Annotated in this window: 21 protein-coding genes; 4 read left to right on the top strand and 17 right to left on the bottom strand. The window is 68.8% G+C overall.

Annotated features, from left to right (window positions below; translation table 11 throughout):
* Positions 1 to 48: 48 nt before the first annotated feature.
* The 4 genes from BLV94_RS35415 to BLV94_RS35400 form a co-directional block, all read right to left on the bottom strand.
* Positions 49 to 1698: a class I adenylate-forming enzyme family protein gene (locus tag BLV94_RS35415; RefSeq protein ID WP_072947202.1), complete on the bottom strand. Its 1650-nt coding sequence runs from the start codon at positions 1696 to 1698 to the stop codon at positions 49 to 51.
* Between the two features lie 17 nt (positions 1699 to 1715).
* Positions 1716 to 2480 (bottom strand): SDR family NAD(P)-dependent oxidoreductase, encoded by a 765-nt coding sequence (locus tag BLV94_RS35410; protein ID WP_072947203.1) that lies wholly within the window; start codon positions 2478 to 2480, stop codon positions 1716 to 1718.
* A gap of 34 nt (positions 2481 to 2514) precedes the next feature.
* Positions 2515 to 3648 carry a thiolase family protein gene (locus BLV94_RS35405; protein ID WP_072947204.1) on the bottom strand — a complete coding sequence of 378 codons (1134 nt, stop codon included), beginning with the start codon at positions 3646 to 3648 and terminating at the stop codon, positions 2515 to 2517.
* 84 nt (positions 3649 to 3732) lie between these two features.
* Complete coding sequence (locus BLV94_RS35400) at positions 3733 to 5061, bottom strand: MFS transporter (RefSeq protein ID WP_072947205.1); 1329 nt, start codon at positions 5059 to 5061, stop codon at positions 3733 to 3735.
* Between the two features lie 212 nt (positions 5062 to 5273).
* Here BLV94_RS35400 and BLV94_RS35390 point away from each other — a divergent pair, with 212 nt between their 5' ends.
* The 3 genes from BLV94_RS35390 to BLV94_RS35380 are packed head-to-tail and all read left to right on the top strand — an operon-like array spanning position 5274 to position 8454.
* Positions 5274 to 6467, top strand: coding sequence for an acyl-CoA dehydrogenase family protein (locus BLV94_RS35390; protein ID WP_072947206.1), 1194 nt, complete (start codon positions 5274 to 5276; stop codon positions 6465 to 6467).
* Between the two features lie 17 nt (positions 6468 to 6484).
* Positions 6485 to 7642 (top strand): acyl-CoA dehydrogenase family protein, encoded by a 1158-nt coding sequence (locus BLV94_RS35385; RefSeq protein WP_072947207.1) that lies wholly within the window; start codon positions 6485 to 6487, stop codon positions 7640 to 7642.
* A 47-nt stretch (positions 7643 to 7689) separates the two neighbouring features.
* Entirely contained in the window at positions 7690 to 8454 is a 765-nt protein-coding gene (locus BLV94_RS35380) for a trans-aconitate 2-methyltransferase (RefSeq protein ID WP_072947221.1), read from the top strand.
* A gap of 8 nt (positions 8455 to 8462) precedes the next feature.
* On the opposite strand, the gene BLV94_RS35375 is transcribed toward BLV94_RS35380, so the two are convergent.
* The 6 genes from BLV94_RS35375 to BLV94_RS35350 all read right to left on the bottom strand — a co-directional run bounded on the left by BLV94_RS35375 (position 8463) and on the right by BLV94_RS35350 (position 15298).
* Positions 8463 to 9404, bottom strand: coding sequence for a TAXI family TRAP transporter solute-binding subunit (locus tag BLV94_RS35375; RefSeq protein WP_072947208.1), 942 nt, complete (start codon positions 9402 to 9404; stop codon positions 8463 to 8465).
* Entirely contained in the window at positions 9401 to 10816 is a 1416-nt protein-coding gene (locus BLV94_RS35370; protein ID WP_072947209.1) for a sensor histidine kinase, read from the bottom strand. Before BLV94_RS35370 ends, BLV94_RS35375 begins: the two co-directional genes overlap by 4 nt.
* Position 10817: 1 nt before the next feature.
* Entirely contained in the window at positions 10818 to 11477 is a 660-nt protein-coding gene (locus BLV94_RS35365) for a response regulator transcription factor (RefSeq protein WP_072947210.1), read from the bottom strand.
* A 15-nt stretch (positions 11478 to 11492) separates the two neighbouring features.
* Positions 11493 to 12860: an MFS transporter gene (locus BLV94_RS35360; protein WP_072947211.1), complete on the bottom strand. Its 1368-nt coding sequence runs from the start codon at positions 12858 to 12860 to the stop codon at positions 11493 to 11495.
* A 138-nt stretch (positions 12861 to 12998) separates the two neighbouring features.
* Entirely contained in the window at positions 12999 to 14129 is a 1131-nt protein-coding gene (locus tag BLV94_RS35355; protein WP_072947212.1) for a CaiB/BaiF CoA transferase family protein, read from the bottom strand.
* Positions 14126 to 15298: an acyl-CoA dehydrogenase family protein gene (locus tag BLV94_RS35350; RefSeq protein WP_072947213.1), complete on the bottom strand. Its 1173-nt coding sequence runs from the start codon at positions 15296 to 15298 to the stop codon at positions 14126 to 14128. Before BLV94_RS35350 ends, BLV94_RS35355 begins: the two co-directional genes overlap by 4 nt.
* A 148-nt stretch (positions 15299 to 15446) precedes the next feature.
* On the opposite strand from BLV94_RS35350, the gene BLV94_RS35345 reads away from it, so the two are divergent.
* Positions 15447 to 16481 carry a LacI family DNA-binding transcriptional regulator gene (locus BLV94_RS35345; RefSeq protein WP_072947214.1) on the top strand — a complete coding sequence of 345 codons (1035 nt, stop codon included), beginning with the start codon at positions 15447 to 15449 and terminating at the stop codon, positions 16479 to 16481.
* A gap of 3 nt (positions 16482 to 16484) precedes the next feature.
* Here the strand turns inward: BLV94_RS35345 and BLV94_RS35340 are convergent, their stop codons facing one another.
* From BLV94_RS35340 to BLV94_RS35310, 7 genes are all read right to left on the bottom strand, one after another.
* A complete protein-coding gene (locus BLV94_RS35340; protein ID WP_074933892.1) occupies positions 16485 to 18008 on the bottom strand; it encodes an acyl-CoA synthetase in 1524 nt (507 codons plus the stop codon).
* Between the two features lie 46 nt (positions 18009 to 18054).
* Positions 18055 to 18663: a hypothetical protein gene (locus tag BLV94_RS35335; protein ID WP_072947808.1), complete on the bottom strand. Its 609-nt coding sequence runs from the start codon at positions 18661 to 18663 to the stop codon at positions 18055 to 18057.
* Between the two features lie 170 nt (positions 18664 to 18833).
* Entirely contained in the window at positions 18834 to 19640 is an 807-nt protein-coding gene (locus BLV94_RS35330) for an enoyl-CoA hydratase (protein ID WP_072947798.1), read from the bottom strand.
* Positions 19641 to 19683: 43 nt separating this feature from the next.
* Positions 19684 to 20865, bottom strand: coding sequence for a fumarylacetoacetase (gene fahA, locus BLV94_RS35325; RefSeq protein ID WP_072947795.1), 1182 nt, complete (start codon positions 20863 to 20865; stop codon positions 19684 to 19686).
* Positions 20862 to 21731, bottom strand: a complete 870-nt coding sequence (locus BLV94_RS35320) for a hypothetical protein (RefSeq protein ID WP_072947806.1) — start codon at positions 21729 to 21731, stop codon at positions 20862 to 20864. Before BLV94_RS35320 ends, fahA begins: the two co-directional genes overlap by 4 nt.
* Positions 21728 to 22927, bottom strand: a complete 1200-nt coding sequence (locus tag BLV94_RS35315; protein ID WP_072947793.1) for a homogentisate 1,2-dioxygenase — start codon at positions 22925 to 22927, stop codon at positions 21728 to 21730. The genes BLV94_RS35320 and BLV94_RS35315 overlap by 4 nt, the downstream gene beginning before the upstream one ends.
* Before the next feature lie 98 nt (positions 22928 to 23025).
* Entirely contained in the window at positions 23026 to 23580 is a 555-nt protein-coding gene (locus BLV94_RS35310) for a MarR family winged helix-turn-helix transcriptional regulator (protein WP_072947791.1), read from the bottom strand.
* Positions 23581 to 23583 lie beyond the last annotated feature (3 nt).

Genomic DNA, 23583 nt, shown 5'->3' with positions numbered 1-23583 from the left:
TAGGGGACGAAGGGAGCGCGTCACAGGGTTGCGTCCACCCAGCGGGAGCTACGTCGCCGCGGTCGCGAGTTGCTCGCGCAGCTTCGTCTTGAGGATCTTCCCGGCCGCGGAGGTCGGCAACTGCTCGACCACCACGACGTCGCGTACCTTCTTGTACGGCAGCACCCGCTCGGCGACGAACGCGGACACCGCGTCCCCGTCGATCCTCACACCGGGCAGCGGCACCACGAACGCCACCGGCTCCTGGCCGACGCTGCCTGCCTCCCTGCCGACGACGGCGGCGGAGGACACGTCCGGGTGCGAGACGAGGATCTCCTCGAGCTCACGCGGATACACGTTGTAGCCCTTGTAGATCAGCATGTCCTTGGTGCGGTCGCAGATGAACAGGTACCCGTCCTCGTCGAGGTAAGCGATGTCGCCGGTGTCGAGCCAGCCGTCGACGAACTGCTGCGCCGTGATCTCCGGGTGGTTCAGGTAGCCGTCCGTGACCTGCGGTCCGCGGACCCACAGCTTGCCGCGGTCGCCGGCCTCCAGTACGGCACCGGAGTCGTCCTGGGCGCGGATCTGCACCTCGGTGTCGAAGACCGGCAACCCCACGCTGCCGAGTTTGTAGGCGACGGAGCCGGTCAGCGGTGCGGAGGCGACCAGGCAGGTTCCCTCCGTCAGCCCGTATCCCTCGACCACGCTCGCCGACGGGAACGCCCGGCTCAGCGCCCCGAGGGTCACGTGATCGATCGGTGCGGCACCCGAGGAGACCACCCGCACCGAATCGGTGTCCCGGGTCGCGGCGTCGGGATGCGTGGCGACCGCGTGCCACATCGCCGGGCTCCCGGTGATGTACGTGGCGCGGTGCGTCTCGATCAACTCCAGCATCCGCCCGGGCTCGAAGCGTCCGGCGAACACCTGCGTCGCCCCGCACAGCAACAGGAACGACATGTTGATCAGCGCATGCGCGTGGAACAGCGGCGACACGACGACGGTCGCGCCGTCGCCGGGCACCACCCCGCGGTCGCCGAGACTCTCGATGGGACGCAGTTCGATGCCGCCGTCGTCGGTGGCGCAGACCTCGTGGCCCGCCCGCCAGGCGATCATCTGGGTGACGTTGGCGAGGACGTTGCGGTGCAGCACCCGCACCCCCTTCGACAAGCCGGTGGTGCCGCCGGTGTACGCGAGGTGGGCCACGTCGTCCCCGGACACTGCCGGGGTGAACGGTGCGGCGGCGTACCCGCGGACGAACTCGTCGAACCCGAACTGGCCGCGACCGACGCCCGCGGGGAGGCCGGCCACCACGATGGTGCGCACGGTGGTGCCGCTCGCCGCCGCGGTGAGGGTGTCCAGTTGCCCGGGCTGGGTGACGGCGGCGACCGCCCCCGTGTCGATGATCTGCGAGCGCAGGCCGGGGCCCGGCTGCAACGGGTTGACCAGGGTGACGGTCGCGCCGGCCCGAAGCGCGCCGTAGTAGGCCACCACGAATTCGATGCAGTTGCCGAGGTGCAGGAGCACCACGTCGCGTTCGGTCACTCCCGCGTCCCGCAGCGCGGCGGCGAACGCTCCCGACCGCTGGTCCAGCTCGCGGTAGGTGCACACCGTGTCGCCGTCGACCACTGCGGCCTTGTCGCCGTACAGGTTCGCCATGCCGGACGGGAACGCCGCCAACGTCAGTTCGGGGTAATGCAATACCGGTGCAGCAGAATTCACGTTGGGTCCTTAGTTAGTCAGCGAGGTGCCATGCGGATGGCGCCGTCCAGGCGGATGGTCTCGCCGTTGAGGTAGCCGTTCTCGAGGATCTGGCAGGCGAGCTGCCCGAACTCGCTCGGCTTGCCCAGACGCGACGGGTTCGGCACCGACTTCTCCAGCGACGCCCGCACGTCGTCGCGCAGCCGGGCGAGGAGCGGGGTGTCCATGATCCCCGGGGCGATGGTGCACACCCGGATGTTACGGCTGGCAAGGTCCCGGGCCGCGGTGACCGTCATGCCCACGATGCCTGCCTTCGATGCGGTGTAGTTGATCTGGCCGATCTGGCCTTCGAACGCGGCGACGGACGCCGTCAGCACGACCGCGCCGCGCTCGCCGTCGATCTCCTCCTGCCGCGCCATCCGCTCCGCCCCGAGCCGCAGGGCGTTGAACGAGCCGACGAGGTTGAGCCGGATCACGAACTCGAAGTCCTCGACGGAGCCTGCCTTGCCGTCGGAGTCGAGGATGCGCATCCGGCGTCCGGCGCCGGCGCAGTGCACGAGGCCGCGCAGTCCGCCGCGGTCGTCGGCGACGTCGAGTGCGCCCGCGAACTGCTCGGAATCGGTCACGTCGGCGGGGGCGAACTGGGCGGCGCTGCCCAATTCCTTCGCGGCCGCCTCGCCGTCGGAGTTCGGCAGGTCGATGAGCGTGACCTGGGCGCCCGCGTCGACGAGCCGGCGGGCTGTCGCGAGGCCGAGACCGGACGCGCCGCCGGTGACCGCGGTCGAAATTCCCTTGAGTTCCATCGTGCGTGTGTTCCCTTCGAAAGGTGTTGTCGGATCAGAGAAGTTCGAGAATGGTGGCGTTGGCGAGGCCACCCGCCTCACACATCGTCTGCAATCCGTACCGAATGCCGTTGTCCCGCATGTGGTGGACGAGCCTGGTCATGAGGATCGCCCCGGAACCGCCGAGCGGGTGCCCGACCGCGATGGCTCCGCCGAGCGGATTGAGCCGGTCCTTCGCGGCGCCGGTCTCCGCCTGCCACGCCAGCGGGACGGGAGCGAACGCCTCGTTCACCTCGAATGCGCCGATGTCGTCGATCTTCAGTCCCGAGCGGGACAGCGCCTTCTCCGTCGCGGCGATGGGTCCGGTCAGCATGATCACCGGGTCGTCGCCCGCGACGGCGCACGTGTGGATGCGGGCCATCGGGGTCAGGCCCAGTTGGGCGGCCTTCTCGCTCGTCGTGACGAGCAGCGCACCGGCGCCGTCGGAGATCTGCGAGGAGTTGCCGGCGTGGATCACGCCGTCCTCCTTGAAGACGGTCTTCAGCTTGCCGAGCGATTCGAGGGATCCGCCGCGGCGGATCCCCTCGTCGCCTGCGAGGACGTCGGAGAGCGGTGCGAGTTGCCCGTCGAATGCGCCCCGGTCCGCGGCGTCGGCCGCGAGTGCGTGCGATCGCAGCGCGTACTCGTCGAGCGCCTGACGGGACAGCCCCCACTTCTCGGCCATCATCTCGGCGCCGGTGCCCTGGCTGAACCCGCCGACGCCGTACCGGTCGAGGACGGCCGCCGGGAAGTGTTCGCCGTTCGTGCTGGCGCTGCCCATGGGAACCCGGCTCATCGACTCCACACCACCGGCGACGACGATGTCCTCGTGGCCTGCGATGACCGTGGCGGCGGCGAAGCTCACGGCCTGCTGGCTCGATCCGCACGCCCGGGTGAGGGTGGTGCCCGGCACCGATTCGGGCCAGCCGGCGGCGAGCACGGCGGTGCGGGCGACGTTGCCCGCCTGCTCCCCCACCTGGCTGACGCAGCCCCAGACGACGTCGCCGACCTGATCCGGGGAGAGTCCGGTGCGCGCCGCGAGGGCCTCGAGGACGTGCGCCGACAGGTTTGCGGGGTGGATTCCGGACAGGGAACCGCCACGCCGCCCGATGGGCGTGCGGACGGCGTCGACGATCACTGCATCGCGCATGGTGTGTTCCTTCGATCTGAGGGGGTGACTCGAATCAATCACGGGCGAAGTCGTCAGCACAACGACTTTCGGCCGATCGCAGCGTTAGTTCGTGCCTATGCCCGCAGCGTCGCCCCGGACCAGTTTCTTGTCGCGCTCGGGGTTCGCGAAGAGCAGCGCCCCGACGGCGCACACGGCGGCGACGAGTCCGAGGGCCTGGAACGCGGTGGCGTACCCTTCGGCGGGCGAGGCGGCCGCGTCGACGATCAGACCCGTCGCGTAGGGGGCGACGAGACCGCCGATCGCCATGACGGCGAGGAAGACGCCCAGCGTGCCGGCGGTCTGGCGGGGCGGGCAGATCTCCGAGATCGCCGCGTTGAGCAGCGGGAACACCGACGCCGCGAAGCCGTAGCCGACGGAAACGACGAGGACGGCTACCGCGGGTGCGGTGATCGACGGGAGGGCCAGCAGGATCGCACCGCAGATCAGCACCCCGACGGCGGGGACGACGACACGGACCACGCGGGACGTCGAGCCGCGCGCGAGCAGGCGGTCGCCGATCACGGACGACAACAGCATCAGGATCAGCCCGGCGATGCTCGGGAACGCGAACATGGAGCCGGCCTGGAGGCGGCTGTACCCGAGGCCCACCTCGAAGTACGACGGCAGCCACGTCAGAACCACGGCGACCAGTGCGTACACGCTCATGACGAGAAGCGCGCCGAAGATGAACGTGCGGGTCCGGAAGATGCGGCCCCACGGCACCGCCGGTTCGCCCGCGTCACCGGCGGCCGCCGAATCGGCGCCCTTGCCGCTGCGGATGTACGGGCCTTCGCTCCAGACGGTCAGCCAGACGACGCACCACAGAACTCCGATGGCGGCCAGTGCGACCAGCGCGTAGCGCCACCCGAACGTGACGGTCACGAACGCGAGAGCAGGCGCGACGGCGATCTTCGCGATCGATGCGGCACCGGCGAGCAGCGCGCTCGGCAGTCCGCGCTTGGCGGGTGCGTGCCACGAGTACGCACCCGTGTGGAGCAGCGCGGAGCTCGGACCTTCCGCGAGCCCGAGCAACAGGCGACTGACCAGCAGCACCCCGAAACTCGCGACGACCACGAGCGGAAGAATTGCGACGGACCAGGCGATCGCGAGCAGCAGCAGCGCCCATCGCAGCGACATCCAGCGGTTCAGCGCGCCGGCGAAGAAGCCGCCGACGGTGAAGGTCAGGAAGAAGAGGCTGCCCACCAGCCCGATCTGCGAGGCGCTCAGCCCCAGTTCGTGGGCGAGGGGCTGGGCGATGATGCCGAGGACGGCCTTGTCGGCGTAGTTGACGACGTAGAGCAGCACGAGGAGCGCGGTCAGGCCCCAAGCGCGGCTGCGGGACTCGGAACCGATGGCGACGGTCCGGTCGAGGGTGGCAGTGGAGCGGGTCACGTGGTGATCCCTTCGAAGAATGTGGTGGCGTGGGTCACAGTATCTCGATTCATTGAACGGACCGGGAAGCCGTCGATCAATACGTACTCGGCGAAGGCACCGGCTACGTCTGCCTATGAGTCGCCGAGGTGCGGGTGCATTGGACTGCGCTATCCGACAGATAGCCCGAACGCCCCTAGCCGGGCCCCCGCGGATCGGGCATTCTGAATTCCATGAGCCGCCTCGCCCACACTCTCGATCTGACCGAGTTCCAGACCGAGATCGTCGACACCGTACGCACTTTCGTCGATCGCGACATCATCCCGGCCGCACAGGAACTCGAGCACTCCGACACCTACCCCCAGGCCATCGTCGACAAGATGCGCGACATGGGCCTGTTCGGGCTGATGATCCCCGAGGAGTACGGCGGGCTGGGCGAATCCCTGCTCACGTACGCGTTGTGCGTCGAGGAGCTCGCCCGCGGCTGGATGAGCGTGTCCGGTGTGATCAACACCCACTTCATCGTCGCGTACATGATCCGTCAGCACGGCACCGACGCCCAGAAGAACCATTACCTGCCGCGGATGGCGACCGGTGAGGTGCGCGGCGCGTTCTCCATGTCCGAGCCCGAGCTGGGTTCCGACGTCGCCGCGATCCGCACCAAGGCCAAGCGCAACGCCGACGGCGACTACGTGATCAACGGCCAGAAGATGTGGCTCACCAACGGCGGCAGCTCGACGCTCGTCGCCGCGCTGGTGCGCACCGAGGAGGGCGCCGCGAAGCCGCACGCCAACCTGACCACCTTCCTGATCGAGAAGCCCGCCGGTTTCGGTGAGGTCCTCCCCGGACTCACCGTCCCGGGGAAGATCGACAAGATGGGCTACAAGGGCATCGACACCACCGAGTTGCTGTTCGACAACTATCGCGCGGCCGCCGGCGACGTCCTCGGCGGAACCCCGGGCCGCGGGTTCTCGCAGATGATGGACGGCGTCGAGGTCGGCCGGGTCAACGTCTCCGCCCGCGCGTGCGGGGTCGCGATCCGGGCGTTCGAGCTCGCCGCCCGATACGCACAGCAACGCAGCACGTTCGGCAAACCGATCGCGGAGCATCAGGCGGTCGCCTTCAGCCTCGCCGAGATGGCGACGAAAGTGGAAGCCGCGCATCTGATGATGGTGAACGCGGCCCGCCTGAAGGACTCCGGGGAACGCAACGACGTCGCCGCGGGCATGGCCAAGTACCTCACCAGCGAGTACTGCTCCGAGGTGACCCAGGCCAGCTTCCGCATCCACGGCGGCTACGGCTACTCGAAGGAATACGAGATCGAGCGCCTGATGCGCGAGGCACCGTTCCTCCTCATCGGCGAGGGCACCAGCGAGATTCAGAAAATGATCATCAGCAAGGGCGTACTGCGCAGTTACGCACTGTAATCCGAAGGAGAAAACCCGTGCAGCGTACGGTGTTCAACGAAGATCACGACGCGTTCCGGAAGACCATCCGCGACTTCATCGCCAAGGAAGTCGCGCCCGTCCACCACGACTGGGAGGGCGAGGGACATCCGCCGCGCGACTTCTACCGCCGCCTCGGTGAACTCGGCGTGCTGGGCATCCAGGTGCCGGAGGAGTTCGGCGGAGGCGGTGAGAAGAGTTTCAAGTTCGCCGCGGTGGTCGGCGAGGAGACGGCGGCCGCCGGCGTCACGTTCGGCAGTTACTCCGTGCACACCAATCTGATCCTGCCGTACCTGCTCGAGTACGCCAGCGACGAGCAGAAGCAGCGGTGGCTCCCCGGATTCGCGTCCGGCGACATCATGTTCGCGATCGCGATGACCGAGCCGGGCACCGGTTCCGACCTCGCGAACATCGCGACGTCGGCGAAACTGTCGGCGGACGGGTCGCACTACGTTCTCAACGGCGCGAAGACGTTCATCACCGGTGGCGCGCTCGCCGACCGGATCCTCGTGGTGTGCCGCACTGCGCCCAGCACTCCGGAGGACCGCCGGGCCGGTCTCACCATTCTCGTCGTCGACACCACGTCCGAGGGTTTCGCGGTGGGCCGCAAGATCGAGAAGATCGGCCTGAAGGCGTCGGACACCGCCGAACTGTCCTTCACCGACGTGCAGGTGCCGGTGGCGGACCGCCTCGGCGACGAGGGGGCCGGTTTCAGCTACCTCACCCACAACCTCGCGCAGGAACGTCTGTCCATCGCGCTCGGCGGGTCGGCGACCGCGGCCGCGGCGTTGCAGCACGCGATCGCGTACGTCAAGGAACGCAAGGTGTTCGGCAAGCCCGTCGCGGCGTTTCAGAACACCAAGTTCGTGCTCGCCGAGTGCGCCACCGAGGTCGAGGCGATCCAGCTGATGGCCGACCGCGCACTCGAACTGCACGACGCGGGCGAACTGACGGTCGCCGACGCCGCGAAGGCGAAACTGTTCTGCACCGAGGCCGCGGGCCGGGTCATCGACAAGTGCCTGCAACTGCACGGCGGTTACGGCTACGTCCTCGAATACCCCATCGCGCGCCTGTACGCGGACACCCGCGTGTCCCGCATCTACGGCGGGACGAGCGAGGTCATGAAGACGATCATCGCGAAGGATCTCGGCCTCTGACCCCACACACCAACAGTATGGGCGTACTGTTTGAAGGCGTGGACGACATATGGGATCCGGACAAGTACCTCGCCTTCGCGGACCATCGGGGGCGCCCGTTCTACGAGTTGCTGTCGCGTGTCGACGCGCGGTCACCCCGCCGCGTGGTCGACCTCGGCTGCGGCCCGGGGAACCTGACCGTCAGCCTCGCCCAGCGGTGGCCGGACGCCGTCCTGGAGGCGTCCGACAGCTCACCCGAGATGGTCCGGGCCGCGCGTGACCGCGGCCTCGACGCCGCCCGGCTGGACGTCCGCGACTGGACGCCACAGCCCGACACCGGCGTCGTCGTCTCCAACGCCGCCCTGCAATGGGTGCCCGAACACCGGGAGTTGCTGCGCCACTGGCCGGCACAACTGCCGTCGGGGGCGTGGATCGCGGTGCAGGTCCCCGGCAACTTCGACGCGCCCTCGCACGCGATCGTCCGGGACCTCGCCGGGACCGAGCGGTGGTCCCGGTGGTTGACGGACGTGCCGTTCCGGGCGGACAACGTCGTCGACGATCCCGTCGGGTACGCGGGCCTGCTCGCGGACGCCGGGTGCGCCGTCGACGCCTGGGAGACCACGTACGTCCAGCAGTTGACCGGGGAGAACCCGGTGCTGGAGTGGATCACCGGAACGGCGCTCCGACCGGTCAAGGATGCCCTCTCGGCGCCGGACTGGGACCGCTTCCGCGAGGAACTCGTCCCGCTCCTCGACGAGGCGTATCCCCGGCGACCGGACGGGAGCACGTTCTTCCCGTTCCGGCGCATCTTCGTCGTCGCCCAGGTGCAGTAGAGACCGGCTCAGCCGTGGTGTCTCCGGTACGCGGCGGCCGCTCCGGGGTGCAGCGGCACACCTGCGGTGACGATCAACGACTGACGGTCCAGGAACTGGCTGCCGGTCGCCTGATCCGGCACCAGTTCCGCGGCGTGGTCGATGAGCACCTCGACGATCGCGCCCGCGGCGCCGTCGGACACGGCGGGGTCGGCGAGCAGCAGGTTCGCGAGACCGATCGTCGCGACCGACGTCTGCTGTCCGTACGTGCCGGGCGGAATCAGCACCGGCTCGTAGCGTGGGCCGAACCGCACCCGCAGTAGTTCCAGTTCGGCGGACAGGTCGAGCAGTCGCAGCGGGATCCCGAGATCCGCGAACGACGGTGTCGGCACCCCGCCCGCCCACAGCACCGCGTCGACGGTGCCGTCGCGCAGCGCCTGCCCCGCATCGGTCATCGACAGGTGCAGTCGCGTCACGTCTCCCCGGCCCGCCAGGCCCAGGACGTCGAGGATGCGTTCGCCCGTCAGTTCCGCTCCGGAGCCTGTGGCGCCCAGACTGATTCGGGCACCCCGCAGCTGCGCGGTGCCCGCGATCCCGGAATCGGCGCGCACCGCGAGCTGCATGTAGTTCTCGTACACCTTGCCGAGGGCGGTGAACGCGGCGCCGGCCTCCATCGCCGACACGGCGGCATCGGCGAGGCTCAACGCCAGTTCCGCGTCCCCGGACGCCAGCGCCGCCAGATTCTCCATCGACCCCGCGGTCCGGACCGGGACGATCCGCACCGGCAGTGCGGCACGTTCCGCGGCCGCGGCCGTCAACTGGGCGAACTCCCAGAAAAATCCGCCCTCCTCACCCGCGGCGAGTCGCAGCGGATCGGTACCGCTGTCCGAGCACGCGGCGAGTACCGCACCCGTGGCCGCGGTCGCACCCGCCGCGAGGACACCGCGCAGCAGTGTTCGTCGCGTGATCACGGCGCCACCGCCGGGAGTGCCAGCGTCACCCGGAGCCCGTGTGGCCGTTCCGCGACGACCGACAGCGTTCCACCGGCGCCCTCGACCAGTGCGGTCGCGATGGACAGTCCGAGCCCGGTGCCCTGCTGCGCCGCCCCGGACCCGCGGAAGAACCGCGCAGACAGTTTGCCGATCTCGTCCTCGCTCACCCCGACCCCGTCGTCGCTGACCCGGATCTCGATTCCGGCGGCGGACCGTCCCGTGTCGATCCGGACCGTCGAACCCCGACCGGCGTACGCGTGCGCGTTGCTGAGCAGGACGTCCAGGACCTGGGACAGGTGACTGTCCCGGAAGTCCGCGACCAGCGGTTCGGCCGGCGGCCGGAACACGAGGGCCATCCCCGATTCCCCGAGAGCCTCCGTCCAGGCGTCGGCACGGTCCGCGACGACGGCACCGACGTCGCACCCGCCGCGCGCGGACTCGTCCTCGCCGGCGTCGGCGGGTGATTCGGCGACGGCGAGCGCGAGCAGTCCGTCCAGGATTCCGCCGAGCCGATCGACCTCCATCCCCGTCCGGCGGTAGGTTTCGGCGCCGGCCTCGGCGACGTGCGGGCCGAGAGAGTCGAGCCGGATGTGCAGGGCCGCGAGGGGGTTTCGGAGTTGATGGGCGGTGTCGGCGATCAGCTGGCGCTGCGCCTGCCCGGACGCCTGGACGGCGCCCGACATGGTGTCGAACGCCTTTGCGAGTTCCTGCACCTCCGGCGGTCCGCTGTATCGTCCGGGCGGCCGCCCGGAGTTGCGACCCGTCCGCGGGCGGGGGGACGGGACCGCCTCGGTGAGGGCGCCGACCCTGGCGGTGAGCGCCCCGAGCGGGCGAACGGTCCACCGGGACAGCGCGATCGCGACGGCCGTGACCGCTGCAAGCGCGCCGAGCGCCCCCGCGACGATCACCAGCCACGACGTCCGGATGGATTCCCGTGCGGCGCGGGTGGACACGTCCAGGACGACGGCGCCGTCCACCTGCGCCCCGGTGCCGACGGGCACGGCCGACAGCACCCGGTTCGCCGACCACGGGGTCAGCGAACCGCTGATCCCCTGCTTCTGGTTGCGCAGTCCCGCCGTGATCGCCGCGGCGACGTCGGAGTCGTCCGGCGACAGTCCCGCCCCGGCGCGGACGTTTCCCCTGGCGTCGACGATGAGGACGCCCTCGCCGTACAACTCGTGGTAGCGGGCCACCTCCTCGCGCAGCAGCGTGGTACTTCCGGGGGCCTGGGTCTGCCCGGCGAGGCTCGCGAAATGCGTCGCGTCCGCCTCCCGGCTCAGCCGCAGGGCCTGGGTCCGTCCGGCACTGGTGGCCAGCGCCAGCGGGACCGCGAAGGCCACCACCGCGACGGCCGCGAACACCAGCAGGACGGCGAGCACACGGCGGCGCACGTCACGTGCCCCAGCGGTAGCCGTACCCGCGGATGGTCGAGATGAGGCCGGGGCGGCCCAGTTTCGCGCGCAGCCCCGTCATGTGCACGTCGAGGGTGCGGGAGATGGCCACGTACGCGTCGCCCCACACCGCGTCCATCAACTGCTGACGGCTCACCGCGGCGCCGGGACGGGTGACCAGTACCTCGAGAAGCTCGAACTCCTTGGCTGTCAACGCCACCGGAGCGCCGCCGACCTCCACCTCGCGTGCCGCCAGATCGACCACCACGTCGCCCTCGGTGACCGTCTGCTCTGCCGAACGTCCGGTCGCGCGCCTGCGCTGGGTCACGACGTCGAGCCGCGCAAGCAATTCCGCGAGCCGCGCCGGCTTGACGAGGTAGTCGTCCGCCCCGCCGCGTAGCCCCCGCACCACCGACCGTTCGTCGTCGCGGGCCGTGAGGATTACCACCGGAACGTCGCTGACGGCCCGCAGCTGCCGGAGCACCTGCAGGCCGTCCGCGTCGGGGAGACCGAGGTCGAGGATCACCGCGTCCATACCGCGATGGCCGAGAAGGAGATCGGAACCGCGGCGCATGCGCACCGCCTCGTGGCCGTGGGTTCCCAGCGCCTCCACGAGTGCGTCGCCGACTCCGTCGTCGTCCTCGACCACCGCGATCTGCACGTCACTTCCCTTCGATCAGCTCCGCGAGTCGACCAGCTCGACGTCGTCGTCCGGGGTGTCCGCCCGGCTGGACGTCCGGTCGAGGGGCGAACCGTTCGAAGTCTCACGCATGAAGACGTAGACGACGAGCGAGATGGCGATGCACCCCGTCACGTAGTAGAAGAATAGCGATTCGTGGCCTGCCCGCTTCAGGGCGAGGGCGACGGTCTCGACGGTTCCACCGAAGATCGCCAACGTGAGGGCGTACGGCAACCCGACACCGAGCGCACGAACCTTGGTCGGGAACAGCTCCGTCTTCACGATCGCGTTCACCGACGTGTATCCGGTGACGACGATCAGTCCCAGCATCATCAGCGCGAACGCGACCAGCGGATTCGTCGTCTTCCCGAGCACCGTCATCAGCGGCACGGTGAGGATGGTTCCGCCCACCCCGAAGAAGATGAGCAGCTTCCGGCGGCCGATGCGGTCGGACAGTGCGCCGCCGATCGGCTGCAACACGATGAACACCAGCAGGGCCGCGAAGTTGATCCACGCCACCGTGTCCTTGGAGATGCCGGACGTGTTGATCATGTACTTCTGCATGTACGTGGTGTACGTGTAGAACGCCACGCACCCACCGAGCGTCAGGGCGCAGACCAGCAGGCACTCGCGGGGGTACTGCAGCAGCATCCGCAGCGAACCCTCCTTCGGCCCACTCGCCGTCGCGTCGTCTTCGCGCTTGGCCTCCACCTCTTCGGTGAACGCCTCCGACTCGTCCATCGTGCGACGGAGCCACATCACCGCGACGGCACCGGCGGCGCCGATCAGGAACGGGATCCGCCAGCCCCACGACTGCATGGCCTCCGCCGGCAGTGTCAGCTGCAGAATGATCTGCACACCCAGTGCGATCAGCTGCCCGGCGACGAGCGTGACGTACTGGAAGCTCGAGTAGAACCCGCGCCTGCCCGGCGAAGCGACCTCGGCCAGGTACGTGGCGCTGGTGGCGTACTCGCCGCCGACCGACAGTCCCTGCAGCATCCGGGCGATCACCAGCAGCACCGGCGCCACGATCCCGATGCTCGCATAGGACGGCGTGACGGCGATGACGAGCGAACCCGCCGCCATCACCGTCACCGACAAAGTGAGCGCCGATCGGCGACCGCGGCGGTCCGCGTACCGTCCCATGATCCAGCCACCGATCGGCCGCATGAGGAACCCGACCGCGAAAACGGCTGCCGTGGACAGCAACTGCGCGGTGGTGTCGCCCTCGGGGAAGAACTCCTTCGCGAAGTACACGCTGAACGCCGCGTAGACGTACCAGTCGTACCATTCGATCAGGTTGCCGACCGAACCCTTCAAAACATTGCCGATGACTCGGCGCTCACCCGTCGATGTGGTGCTCACGCGGGACTCCTCTCGATGCCCTGGATCTCTGCGTTCACACCACAGTGGGTCACGTCACATCGATACGGAAGGGCCGCGGAGCCTTCCTAACACTCCCTTAGGAAAGAGCCCCCGTGAGTACTTGTTAACCGCGGGCGGTTAACAAGTACTCACGGCTGGGGTGTCCTCGCCCAGCCGCGGCGGCGCGCTGCGATAGCTCGCCGGGGTGGCGCTGAGCCGGATCGGGTTCGCCACCTGCCGCACCGGCCGGTCCCTGCGCGGGTCGTCGATCTCGACCACCGGGTTCAGCCCGAGCCGCTCGGCGAGCGCCACCGCGTCGGCGATGTCGTTGAGCGGCCCGCACGGGACGCCCTCGTCGGTCAGCTTCTCGAACCACTCGTCCGCCGAGCCCGCGGACAGCGCCTCGGTGATGTCCCGGACCAGTTGCTCGCGGTGCGCCACCCGTTGCGTGTTGGTCGCGTACCGCTCGTCGTCGGCGAGTTCAGGAATACCGAGAACCTCGACGAGAGAGGCGAACTGACGGTTGTTCCCCACCGCGAGTACCAGCGGACGGTCGCCGGTCTCGAACACCTCGTACGGCGCGATGCTGGGGTGCCGGTTTCCCATCGCCTGCGGGACGACACCGGCGCCCACATACCCCGACGTCTGGTTCGCGAGGGCGGACAGCAGCGACGACAGCAGATTCACCTCGACCCGCTGCCCCTCCCCGCTCCGGTCGCGGTGCCGCAGCGCCGCCAGGATCCCGACCGCGGCGTGCAGCCCGGTGATGACGTCGACGACGGCCACCCCGACCTTCGTCGGAACGCCGGGTTCCGGACCGGTGATGCTCATCAACCCGCCGACGGCCTGGATGAGCAGGTCGTATCCGGGGAGCTTGTTCTGGCCGCCGAACCCGGTCACGGAGCAGTAGACGACGTCCGGATTGATCTCCCGCACGGCGTCGTAGCCGAGCCCGAGCCGGTCCATCGTGCCGGGTAGGAAGTTCTCCACCACCACGTCGGCCCGGGCGGCCAGTTCCCGCGCCTCTTCCAGGTCGACGGGGTCGCGCAGGTCCCACGCGAAGGACCGCTTGTTGCGGTTGACGGACTGGAAGTAGGTGGACTCGTCGCCCACCCACGGCGGACCCCACTGCCGCGTGTCGTCGCCGACGCCGGCGCGCTCGATCTTCACGACCTCGGCGCCGAGATCGGCGAGCAGCATCGTGGCGTACGGCCCGGCGAGCACCCGACCGAAGTCGGCGATCAGCAGGCCCTCCAGCGAAGCAGTCACCGGAACGCTGCCTCGCCCGTCAGCGCACGGCCGATCACCAGCTGGTGCACCTCGGACGTTCCCTCGTAGGTCAGCACCGACTCGAGGTTGTTGGCGTGGCGGATCACAGGGTATTCCAGCGTGATTCCGTTGGCGCCGAGGATGGTCCGGCACTCGCGGGCGATGGCGATGGCCTCGCGGACGTTGTTCAGCTTGCCCGTGCTGACCTGCTCGGGGCGGGCCTCGCCGCGATCCTTCAGACGTCCGAGGTGGTAGGCCAGCAGGTGTCCCTTGCCGACCTCGAGGGCCATGTCGGCGATCTTCACCTGAGTGATCTGGTAGGCGGCGAGCGACTTGTCGAACACCTGACGGTCCTGAGCGTAGGAGATCGCGGACTCGAGGCAGTCGCGGGCGGCGCCCATCGCACCGAAGATGATGCCGAAGCGGGCCTCGTTGAGGCAGCCGAGCGGACCGGACAGTCCCTTGGCCTCGGGCAACATCGCGGATTCGGGCAGCCGGACGTCCTCGAGCACGAGTTCCGACGTGACGGACGCCCGCAGCGACATCTTGTGCTTGATCTCGGGCGCGGAGAAGCCGGGGGTGTCGGTGGGCACGACGAATCCGCGGATGCCGTCGTCGGTGCGCGCCCACACGACGGCGACGTCGGCGACGGATCCGTTGGTGATCCACATCTTGGTGCCGTTGAGGATCCAGTCGTCACCGTCCCGCTTGGCGTTGGTGCGCATCCCTGCGGGGTTGGAGCCGAAGTCGGGTTCGGTCAGGCCGAAGCAGCCGATCGCCTTGCCTGCGGCCATGCGCGGCAGCCATTCCTGCTTCTGGTCCTCGCTGCCGTAGTGGTGGATCGCGTACATGGCGAGCGAGCCCTGGACGGACACGAGGCTGCGGATTCCGGAGTCGACGGCCTCGAGTTCCAGGCAGGCCAGGCCGTAGGCGGTGGCGCTCATGCCGGCGCAGCCGTATCCCTCGAGGTGCATGCCGAGCACACCGAGTTCGCCCAGCCCTTCCGCCAGTTCACGCACGGGCAGCGCGGCCGCTTCGAACCATTCGCCGATGTGGGGCCGGATCCGATCGTCGGCGAATCGGCGCACGGTGTCGCGGATCGCGATCTCCTCGGTGTCGAGCAGCGAGTCGAGGGCGAACAGCTGGGACAGGGTCTGCGAGTCGGACATGTGTTCCTCCACGGGGCCGGTGGGGCTGGTGTGCAAACGTTCGCGAGAACGATTGCACGAACGATTTCGTCACGTAGACTAAGTCGCGTTCCGGCGGACGTCAACCACGAGGCCGCCGGGTCCCCGACCCCGAGCGCGAGGATTGCCCGTGAACCTGCCGGATCGCCCGACCCGCACCTCCGGGCGTCCGCCGACCCTCCGCGAGATCGCCGAACGTGCCGGCGTCCACGTGTCGACGGCGTCGCGGGTGCTCCGGCAGCCCGAACCCGCCGACGGCTGGTCCGACGCCGCGCTGCGGGTGCGCGAGGTGGCGGTGGAACTCGGCTACCAGCCCAACCTGTGGGCCGCGAGCCTGCGCACCCGCAAGACCACCACCCTCGGCGTCGTCATGCCGCGGCTCACCGACGGGGTGGTCGCGACGATGTTCCAAGGCATCGAGGAGACGGCCACGCAGGCCGGCTACTCCGTGCTGCTGTCGAGCCCACCCGACGACCTCGACGCCCAGCGCCGCGCCATCGAGTTTCTTGTCAGCAGGCAGGTCGACGGCCTGCTGCTCAGCAGCCTGCACAGCCCCGGCCGCGAGTTCGTCGACTCGCTGTCGGTGGGGGCGCTGCCGATGCTGCAGCTCAACCGGCACGCCGACGTCGGTCTGCCGTTCGTGTCCGGCGACGACCACCGGGGCGGCTACCTCGCCGGACGCCATCTCCTCGACCGCGGGTTCACCGAGATCGCCGCCATCGCCGGGCCCGACCACGCGAGCACCTCCCGCGATCGGCTCGCCGGATTCCGGGACGCGCTGGCCGAGAACGGCATCGAACTGGGACCGGAGCGCGTCGTCCGCTCCGACTTCGACGTGTCCGGCGGTGTCGCCGCCGCCACCGTTCTCCTCGAGTCGGATTCGCGCCCCGAGGCGATCTTCACCGTCAGCGACACCATCGCGATCGGCGTCCTCGGCGTCGCCCGCGACCTCGGGCTGCGGATCCCCGACGACCTCGCACTGGTCGGGTACAACGACATTCCGGTGGTCGCCCAGCTGCCGGTGCCGCTGACGACCGTCCGGTCACCCGCCCGCCTGATCGGCGCGACGGGGGTGCGTCATCTGCTGTCGCTCATCGCCGGCAACGACGTCGAATCGGTGAAGCTTCCGGTCGAGTTGATCGAGCGGGCGTCCACCAAGAAGTAGTGGTCAGAGTTTCGCCCGCAGTTCCCGCTTGAGCAGCTTTCCGCTCTGGTTGCGGGGCAACTCGTCCACGAACACCACCTGCTTGGGCACCTTGAACGGCGCGATGCGCTCCTTGACGTGGGCGATCAACCCGTCCCGCGTGATGTCGGACGCGTCCTCCCGCAGCACCACGACCGCGGTGATCGCCTCGATCCACTTGTCGTCCGGCGTCCCGATGACGGCGACCTCGGCCACGTCCGGGTGCGTGTAGATGGCGTCCTCGACCTCCCGCGACGCCACCAGGATGCCGCCGGTGTTGATGACGTCCTTGATGCGGTCGACGACGGTGATGTACCCCTCCGGGTCCCGCGTCACCAGATCGCCCGAGTGGAACCAGCCGTCGCGGAACGCCTCCGCGGTGGCGTCGGGGTTGTCCCAGTACCCCAGGCACAGTTGGGGCGAACGGTAGAGCACCTCGCCCGGCGTGCCGTCGGGAACGTCGTTGCCGTCCGGATCCACCACCCGGGTCTCGACGAAGAACACGGCCTTGCCGCACGACGACGGCCTCTCCTCATGCTCGGCGGGCTGCAGCACGGTGGCGAGCGGCCCGATCTCGGATTGTCCGAAGCAGTTGTAGAAGCCGAGGTCGGGGTAGCGTTCGCGCAGCCGGTTCAGCACCGTCACCGGCATGATCGACGCACCGTACTGCGCCTTCTTCAGCGACGACAGGTCGCGGGTCTCGAGATCGGGATGTCCGGCGAGCGGCACCCACACGGTCGGGGCCAGGAACAGCGAGCCGATGTGATCCGCCTCGATGCGCCGCAGGATCTCCGGAATGTCGGGGGTCTGCATCAGATTCACCAAGGCGCCCACCGACAGGTACGGCATCATGAACACGTGCATGCCCGCCGAGTGGTACAGCGGCATGCAGATCAGCGGATTGTCACGCTCGTCCAGCGCGAGGGCGATCACGGAGGACACGTACTCGTAGACGAGTCCACCGTGAGTCATCATGGCGCCCTTCGGCTTCGACGTCGTCCCCGACGTGTACAGCAGCTGCGCCAGGTCGGTGGACGCGACCGGCACGGCCACGGCGGGCACGTCGCCGGAGCCGCTGTGGGCGAGCAGGGAATCCTCGGCGTCACGCAACGGCACCACGTGACGCAGGTCCAGCCCGTCCCGGATCGAGTCGAGGGTGCCCCGCAGCGCCGGATCGACCAGCACCGCGGTGCTCCCGGACTGCGACACCAGGTAGGTCAGCTCTTCGCCCTTGAGCGCATAGTTGACGGGGACGTGCACGAGACCCGCACGCGCGCAGGCCAGGAACCCGATCGTGTACGCGTCCGAGTTGGTGCCGTACGCGGCGACGCGCTCACCGGCCGACAGTCCCAGCGACTGCAGGTAGGCGGCGGCGCGGCTGACCGCGTCGTCGAGTTCCCGGTACGTCCACGTGCGGTCCTCGAACGTCAGCGCCCTGCGGTCGGGGAACTTGGCGGCCGAGCGCCGCAGCACTCCGTCGACGGTATCGGTGCGCGCATCCAGACTCATGCACGAAGGTTATAGGACGTCCAACTACCTTGCCAGAGGTTTCGGGCTACCTCCCAGCCGACACCAGCATTGGCGAATGCATGTCGTAGTACGTCACGTCGTCGGTCAGCCGGCCCTCCTCCTCGAACAACGACCTCAGGTCGTCCGGTATCTCCAACTTCTCGTGGGAACGGGCCTCCGCTTCGGACGTGAAGTACACCGCCTCGACGTACCCGCCGTCGCCGTAGGTGCACAGCGTTCCACCGAGGATCTCCGGTCGCAGCTCGTGCACCCGGTCGGCGGACTCGTCCAGCAACTCCCGCATCCGGTGCGCGTCCGTCGTGTGGCCCTCCATGACCTGCACGAACGTCGCGTCGTCCGAACCGCCACCCATCCACTCGGCCACCTCGGGGCAGTCCATGAAGGACACCGGGCCGTCGAAGCACCGCTCGGTCTCCGCCCACCAGGCGCCCTGCTCGGGGCGCTCACTGTTGAGCCGGGCAGCCTCTGCCGATTCGAATCGCGCCAGCGCGATGAACGTTCCGTCGTCGCACAATCCCTGGGTGCATCCGAGGAAGCCCGTCGCCCCCGGACGCACGTCCTCGGTCCAGCGGTCCATGCACCGGACGAGGCCGGCCTCGTCCGACACCTTTCCTTGAATGATTTGGATGAACATCGATGTCACCTCCCGCGGGACCGTCGCCCGCAGTGAGAACATTCTCGGTGGCCGGCCTGTCGCGGTCCACCGTCGGCGGGCGCCGACGGCCCGCGGCCGCAGCCACTGCACCCCTGATCTTTCGCCGGTTCGCTACACCGCGCAATGCAGGCAGGGCCTGTCGCGGAGGGCTATTTGCCCTGCCACTGCGGGGTGCGCTTCTCGACGAACGCCTGCATGCCCTCCTGGGCGTCGCAGGTGACGGCGTTGGTCGCCATCGTCTCGGCCATCGCCTGGTACGCCTCGCCCTGGGGAAGGTCGATCTGGCGGTAGAACGCCTGCTTGCCGATCTTCACGGTGAGCGGGCTGGCCTTCGTGATCTTCGCGGCGAGCGCCCGGGTCTGCCCGTCGAGGTCCTCCGGTGCGACCACCAGGTTCACCAGGCCCCAGTCCGCCGCGGTCTCGGCATCGATCGTTTCGCCGGTGAGCAGCATCTGCAGGGCGCGCTTGCGTCCGATCGCGCGGCTGAGCGCCACCATCGGGGTGGAGCAGAACAGGCCGATCTTCACTCCGGGTGTCCCGAACACGGCGTTCGACGACGCCACCACGAGGTCGCACGACGCGGCGAGCTGACAGCCCGCCGCGACCGCCGCACCCTGCACGGACGCGATGACCGGCTGCGGAATCTCCTGCACGGCCTGCATCATCTCGACGCAGGTGTCGAAGATGGCCTGCTCGTCCTCGAGGGTGCGGCCGATCATCTCCTTCAGGTCGTGACCCGCGGAGAACACCGGTCCTGCAGCCCTGATGACGACGACGCGGGTGGTGTCGTCGTCGCCCAGCTTCCGAAGCGCTGCGGTGACGTCCCGCATGGCTTCGGACGACAGCGGATTGCGCTGTTCGGGGCGGTTCAGGGTGAGGAACGCGACGCCGGTGTCCGGCAAGGCAGTGGTCTCGACGAAGTTCTGGGCAGTGGTCTCGACGAAGTTCTCGGTCATGACTACTGCCTACCACCCGTGAGTACTTCTTAACCGCCCGCGGTTAAGAAGTACTCACGGGTGGAGCAATGCGGGCCCGCACCTCACCGAAGCCGATGCGGGTGCCGTTGGGGCCCGGTGCGGTGGCGGAGATGGCGATCTCGTCGCCGTCCTCGAGGAACGTGCGCTTCTCGTCCCCCACGACGACCGGATCCTGACCACCCCACGTCAGTTCGATGAACGCTCCGCGCTGGTCCTTCTCGGGTCCGGAGATGGTGCCCGATGCGAACAGGTCGCCCGTGCTGGCGGCGGCGCCGTTGACGGTGGTGTGCGCGAGCATCTGCGCCGGCGACCAGTACATCTGTGCGTACGGCGGCCGCGACACGACGTGCCCGTTCCACTCGACGGCCAGGTCGATGTCCAGACCCCACTTCTCCTCGCCGCGCAGGTACGGCAGCGGCTGCGGATCCTGCGTCGGGGTGTCGATGCGAGCCGCCTCGAGGGCCGCCAGCGGCACCACCCACGGGGAGATGGACGTCGCGAAACTCTTCCCGAGGAACGGGCCGAGCGGAACGTACTCCCAGGCCTGGATGTCGCGGGCGGACCAGTCGTTCACGACGACCGCGCCGAACACGTGGTCCGCGAACCGATCCGGCGTGATGGTCTCCCCCAGCTTCGTCGGGACGCCGACGAGGAAGCCCATCTCGGCCTCGATGTCGAGGCGGCGGGACGGCCCGAAGTCGGGCGCGTCCTGATTCGGGGCCTTGCGCTGCCCGCACGGCCGGACCACATCGGTGCCCGACACGATGACGGTGCTCGACCGCCCGTGGTATCCGACCGGCAGGTGCTTCCAGTTGGGCATCAGCGGCTCGGAGTCGGGGCGGAACAGTCGTCCGAGGTTGGTGGCGTGATTCTCGGACGCGTAGAAGTCGACGTAGTCCGCGATGGCCACCGGCAGGTGCATCGTCACGTCCTCAACCGCGAACACCGCGGTGTCGGCGACGTCGCCCTGGACGAGTTCGGTGACCTGCCGGCGAACCTCGCTCCAGCGGGCCGGGCCCTGCGCCATGAACGCGTTGAGGGTGGGCTGCGCGAAGACGTCGTCACCCAGGGTGACGGCGAGATCCACCACGGAATCTCCCACCCGCACACCGACCCGGGGGGCCGAGTCCGCGGTCGAGAACACACCGTACGGCAGGTTCTCCAACCCGAACAGCGAATCGGCGGGAATGTCGAGGACGGTCATGCGTGGGCTCCTTCATCGGCGGAAGCGTGTTCATCGGCGAGGGCGGACAACGGCACGAGGTGCAGTGCGACGAGATCCTCGAGGGGCTCGAGGATGCTGCACGTGCCGAAGGATCGGAAGGCGGTGCGGACGGCGCCGACGACGTCGGCGGGGAGGTCGCTCAGTTCGCGGGCGATCCGGGTGCCGTCACGTTCGGCGAGGGTCGCGGCCACCCGGTCGGTGTCGGCGCCGTCGAGTGCGTGCCGGGTGGCGAGAAGCACGTTGAGGAAACCGTGCTGCTCGAAACCGGTGCGCGGATCGGTGTTGCGGACGGCGTGGTGCAGTCCGGCCGTGGCCTTGAACGGGACACCTGTCGTGACGGCGGAGCGCACAGCGGACGCGAGTTCCCTCTCGTCCGGGTAGGCCTCGGCGACAACGCCTCCCGTGCGGAATTTCGCCGCGAACGGGCCTCCGACGAGTGCGGCGAGGAAGTCGGCCCGGCGCTCGCCGCGCGGAACCTCGACGAACACCTCACAGCCGGAGGTCAGCTCCGCCGCGGCGTCCAATGCGGCGAAGAACTCCGCGGCCGTCTGTTCGGCGGGCGGCGCGATCTCGAGCGCGACGGCGGTGGCACCGTCGATCTGCGCGAGGCGGTCGAGTGCGGGTTCGAGGGTGGCCGGGCCACCGGGCAGCGTCAGACTCAACTCGATCGCGCCGGCTGTCAGTTCGTCCAGTCGTGCGACGGGGAACACGAAGGGGCCGACGAGGTCCCCGTACGGCGCCGACAGATACCTGGTGTGCGCGGGCAGAGCGTCGGGTAGCGGCGCGTTTCCGGGTGGAAACAGGGCGGCGTCGTCGCAGAGACCGGAGAAGAGAGCGGGGATCACTGCTTCGGCCCCCGTCCTGCCCAGGTCCACGCGTAGCCCGAGTCCTCGCAGGCCAGTGCGCCCTCGCCGAGTTCGAGCGGACGGAACGTGTCGACCATGACGGCGAGTTCGTCGAAGAACTCGGCCCCGATGCTGCGTTCGTACGCGCCCGGCTGCGGTCCGTGCGCGTGGCCGCCGGGGTGGATCGAGATGGAGCCCTGCCCGATGCCGGAACCCTTGCGCGCCTCGTAGTCGCCGCCGACGTAGAACATGATCTCGTCGGAGTCGACGTTCGAGTGGTAGTACGGCACCGGAATCGACAGCGGGTGGTAGTCGACCTTGCGGGGCACGAAGTTGCAGATGACGAAGTTGTTGCCCTCGAATGCCTGATGCGCCGGCGGCGGCTGGTGCACGCGCCCGGTGATCGGTTCGTAGTCGGAAATGTTGAACGTGTACGGGTACAGGCACCCGTCCCAGCCCACGACGTCGAAGGGATGCTGCGGGTACACCATTCGCGTGCCGACGATCCCGTGCGACGTCCGGTGCTTGACGAGCACCTCGACGTCCGTGTCCTCGGCCTGCAGTGTGTCGGACGGTCCGTGCAGATCGCGCTCGCAGTAGGGCGCGTTCTCGAGCAGCTGACCGAACCGCGACAGGTACCGCTTCGGCGGGACGATGTGGCTGTTGGCCTCCATTGCGTAGGCGCGCAACGGTTCCGGGCCCTGCGGGATCCAGCGGTGCGTGGTCGACATCGGAATCAGGACGTAGTCGCCCTGCTTCGCCTCGAGCGCACCGAACACGGTTTCGACGGTGGCGGCCCCGGATTCGACGTACACCATCTCGTCGCCGATCGCGTTGCGGTACAGCGGCGACTCCTTGGCGGCGACCACGTAGGAGATGCGGACGTCGGCGTTGCCGAGGATCAGCCGGCGTCCGGTGACCACGTCCGTGTCGGCCCAGACCGTCTCCGGGAAGAGGTCGTGCAACTTCAGGTGGCGCGGCTTGAGCGGGTGATTGGGGGTGGTGCTCTGGTCGGGCAGCTCCCACACCGTGGCGTCGACGATCGCCGACGGGATGTGGCGGTGGTAGAGCAGCGAGGAGTCGGAGGAGAAGCCCTCTTCTCCCATCAACTCCTCGAAGTAGAGCTGACCGTTGTCGTCACGGTGCTGCGTGTGCCGCTTGGGCGGAATGTTGCCCACGTGCCGATAGAACGCCATGACCGGCCTCCCTAGAAGTGCGTGTCCGTAGTAGTAAACACATTAACTAAATTGGGGGCGTGATGGCAAGCACAGATTTTCCGGGAGGCGCAGCAGGGTCAGTTGCGGCCGCGGACGTCGAACTGACTGCGGTTGGTGATCAGCTTGTCGAGCAGCATGACGAGAATGCGCTGCTCCGGCTCGGTGAGGACGCTCGCCCACGCATGCTCGCGCTCGTTCTGCTCACGGTAGATCTCGCCGATCTCGCTGCGCCCCTTCTCCGTGAGCGACAACTGGACCGACCGGCCGTCCCGCTCGTCCGGGGACCGCTCCATCAGACCCCCACTGACCAGCGTTTTCGTCAGATTCGACACGGCGGCCCGGCTCATGCCGGTGAGCTTGGCGGCGGTCTTCGACTCGACCGGACCCGCCAGCCACGTCACGAACATCAACCGGAACGCCGACCACGACAGCCCGCGCGGTCGGTGGATCGACGACTCCAGGTCGTACGTCACCACGTTCGACGCGCGGTTCAACGTCAGGAGCACCTGGGTGGCGAGTTCGTGCGTCGAACCGTATTCGGTGCTCAGACGCCTGTTCGCCAGTTCGATGAACGACCAGAAGTCGAGGCTCTCGGGCACCTCGACAGGCACCGGCGCTACGTCATCGGTCATGGG

The organism is Rhodococcus koreensis, assembly GCF_900105905.1.
GTDB classification, from domain to species: domain Bacteria; phylum Actinomycetota; class Actinomycetes; order Mycobacteriales; family Mycobacteriaceae; genus Rhodococcus_F; species Rhodococcus_F koreensis.
The sequence above is the reverse complement of the archived record's forward strand: the minus strand, read 5'-3'. Positions and strand labels throughout refer to the sequence as shown.

Bases quoted from the DNA above. Each gene is read 5' to 3' on its own strand.
- BLV94_RS35410 (WP_072947203.1), bottom strand. From the start codon at position 2,480: ATGGAACTCAAGGGAATTTCGACCGCGGTCACCGGCGGCGCGTCCGGT.
- BLV94_RS35405 (WP_072947204.1), bottom strand. From the start codon at position 3,648: ATGCGCGATGCAGTGATCGTCGACGCCGTCCGCACGCCCATCGGGCGG.
- BLV94_RS35390 (WP_072947206.1), top strand. From the start codon at position 5,274: ATGAGCCGCCTCGCCCACACTCTCGATCTGACCGAGTTCCAGACCGAG.
- BLV94_RS35350 (WP_072947213.1), bottom strand. From the start codon at position 15,298: ATGTCCGACTCGCAGACCCTGTCCCAGCTGTTCGCCCTCGACTCGCTG.
- BLV94_RS35340 (WP_074933892.1), bottom strand. From the start codon at position 18,008: ATGAGTCTGGATGCGCGCACCGATACCGTCGACGGAGTGCTGCGGCGC.
- BLV94_RS35335 (WP_072947808.1), bottom strand. From the start codon at position 18,663: ATGTTCATCCAAATCATTCAAGGAAAGGTGTCGGACGAGGCCGGCCTC.
- BLV94_RS35330 (WP_072947798.1), bottom strand. From the start codon at position 19,640: ATGACCGAGAACTTCGTCGAGACCACTGCCCAGAACTTCGTCGAGACC.
- fahA (WP_072947795.1), bottom strand. From the start codon at position 20,865: ATGACCGTCCTCGACATTCCCGCCGATTCGCTGTTCGGGTTGGAGAAC.
- BLV94_RS35315 (WP_072947793.1), bottom strand. From the start codon at position 22,927: ATGGCGTTCTATCGGCACGTGGGCAACATTCCGCCCAAGCGGCACACG.
- BLV94_RS35310 (WP_072947791.1), bottom strand. From the start codon at position 23,580: ATGACCGATGACGTAGCGCCGGTGCCTGTCGAGGTGCCCGAGAGCCTC.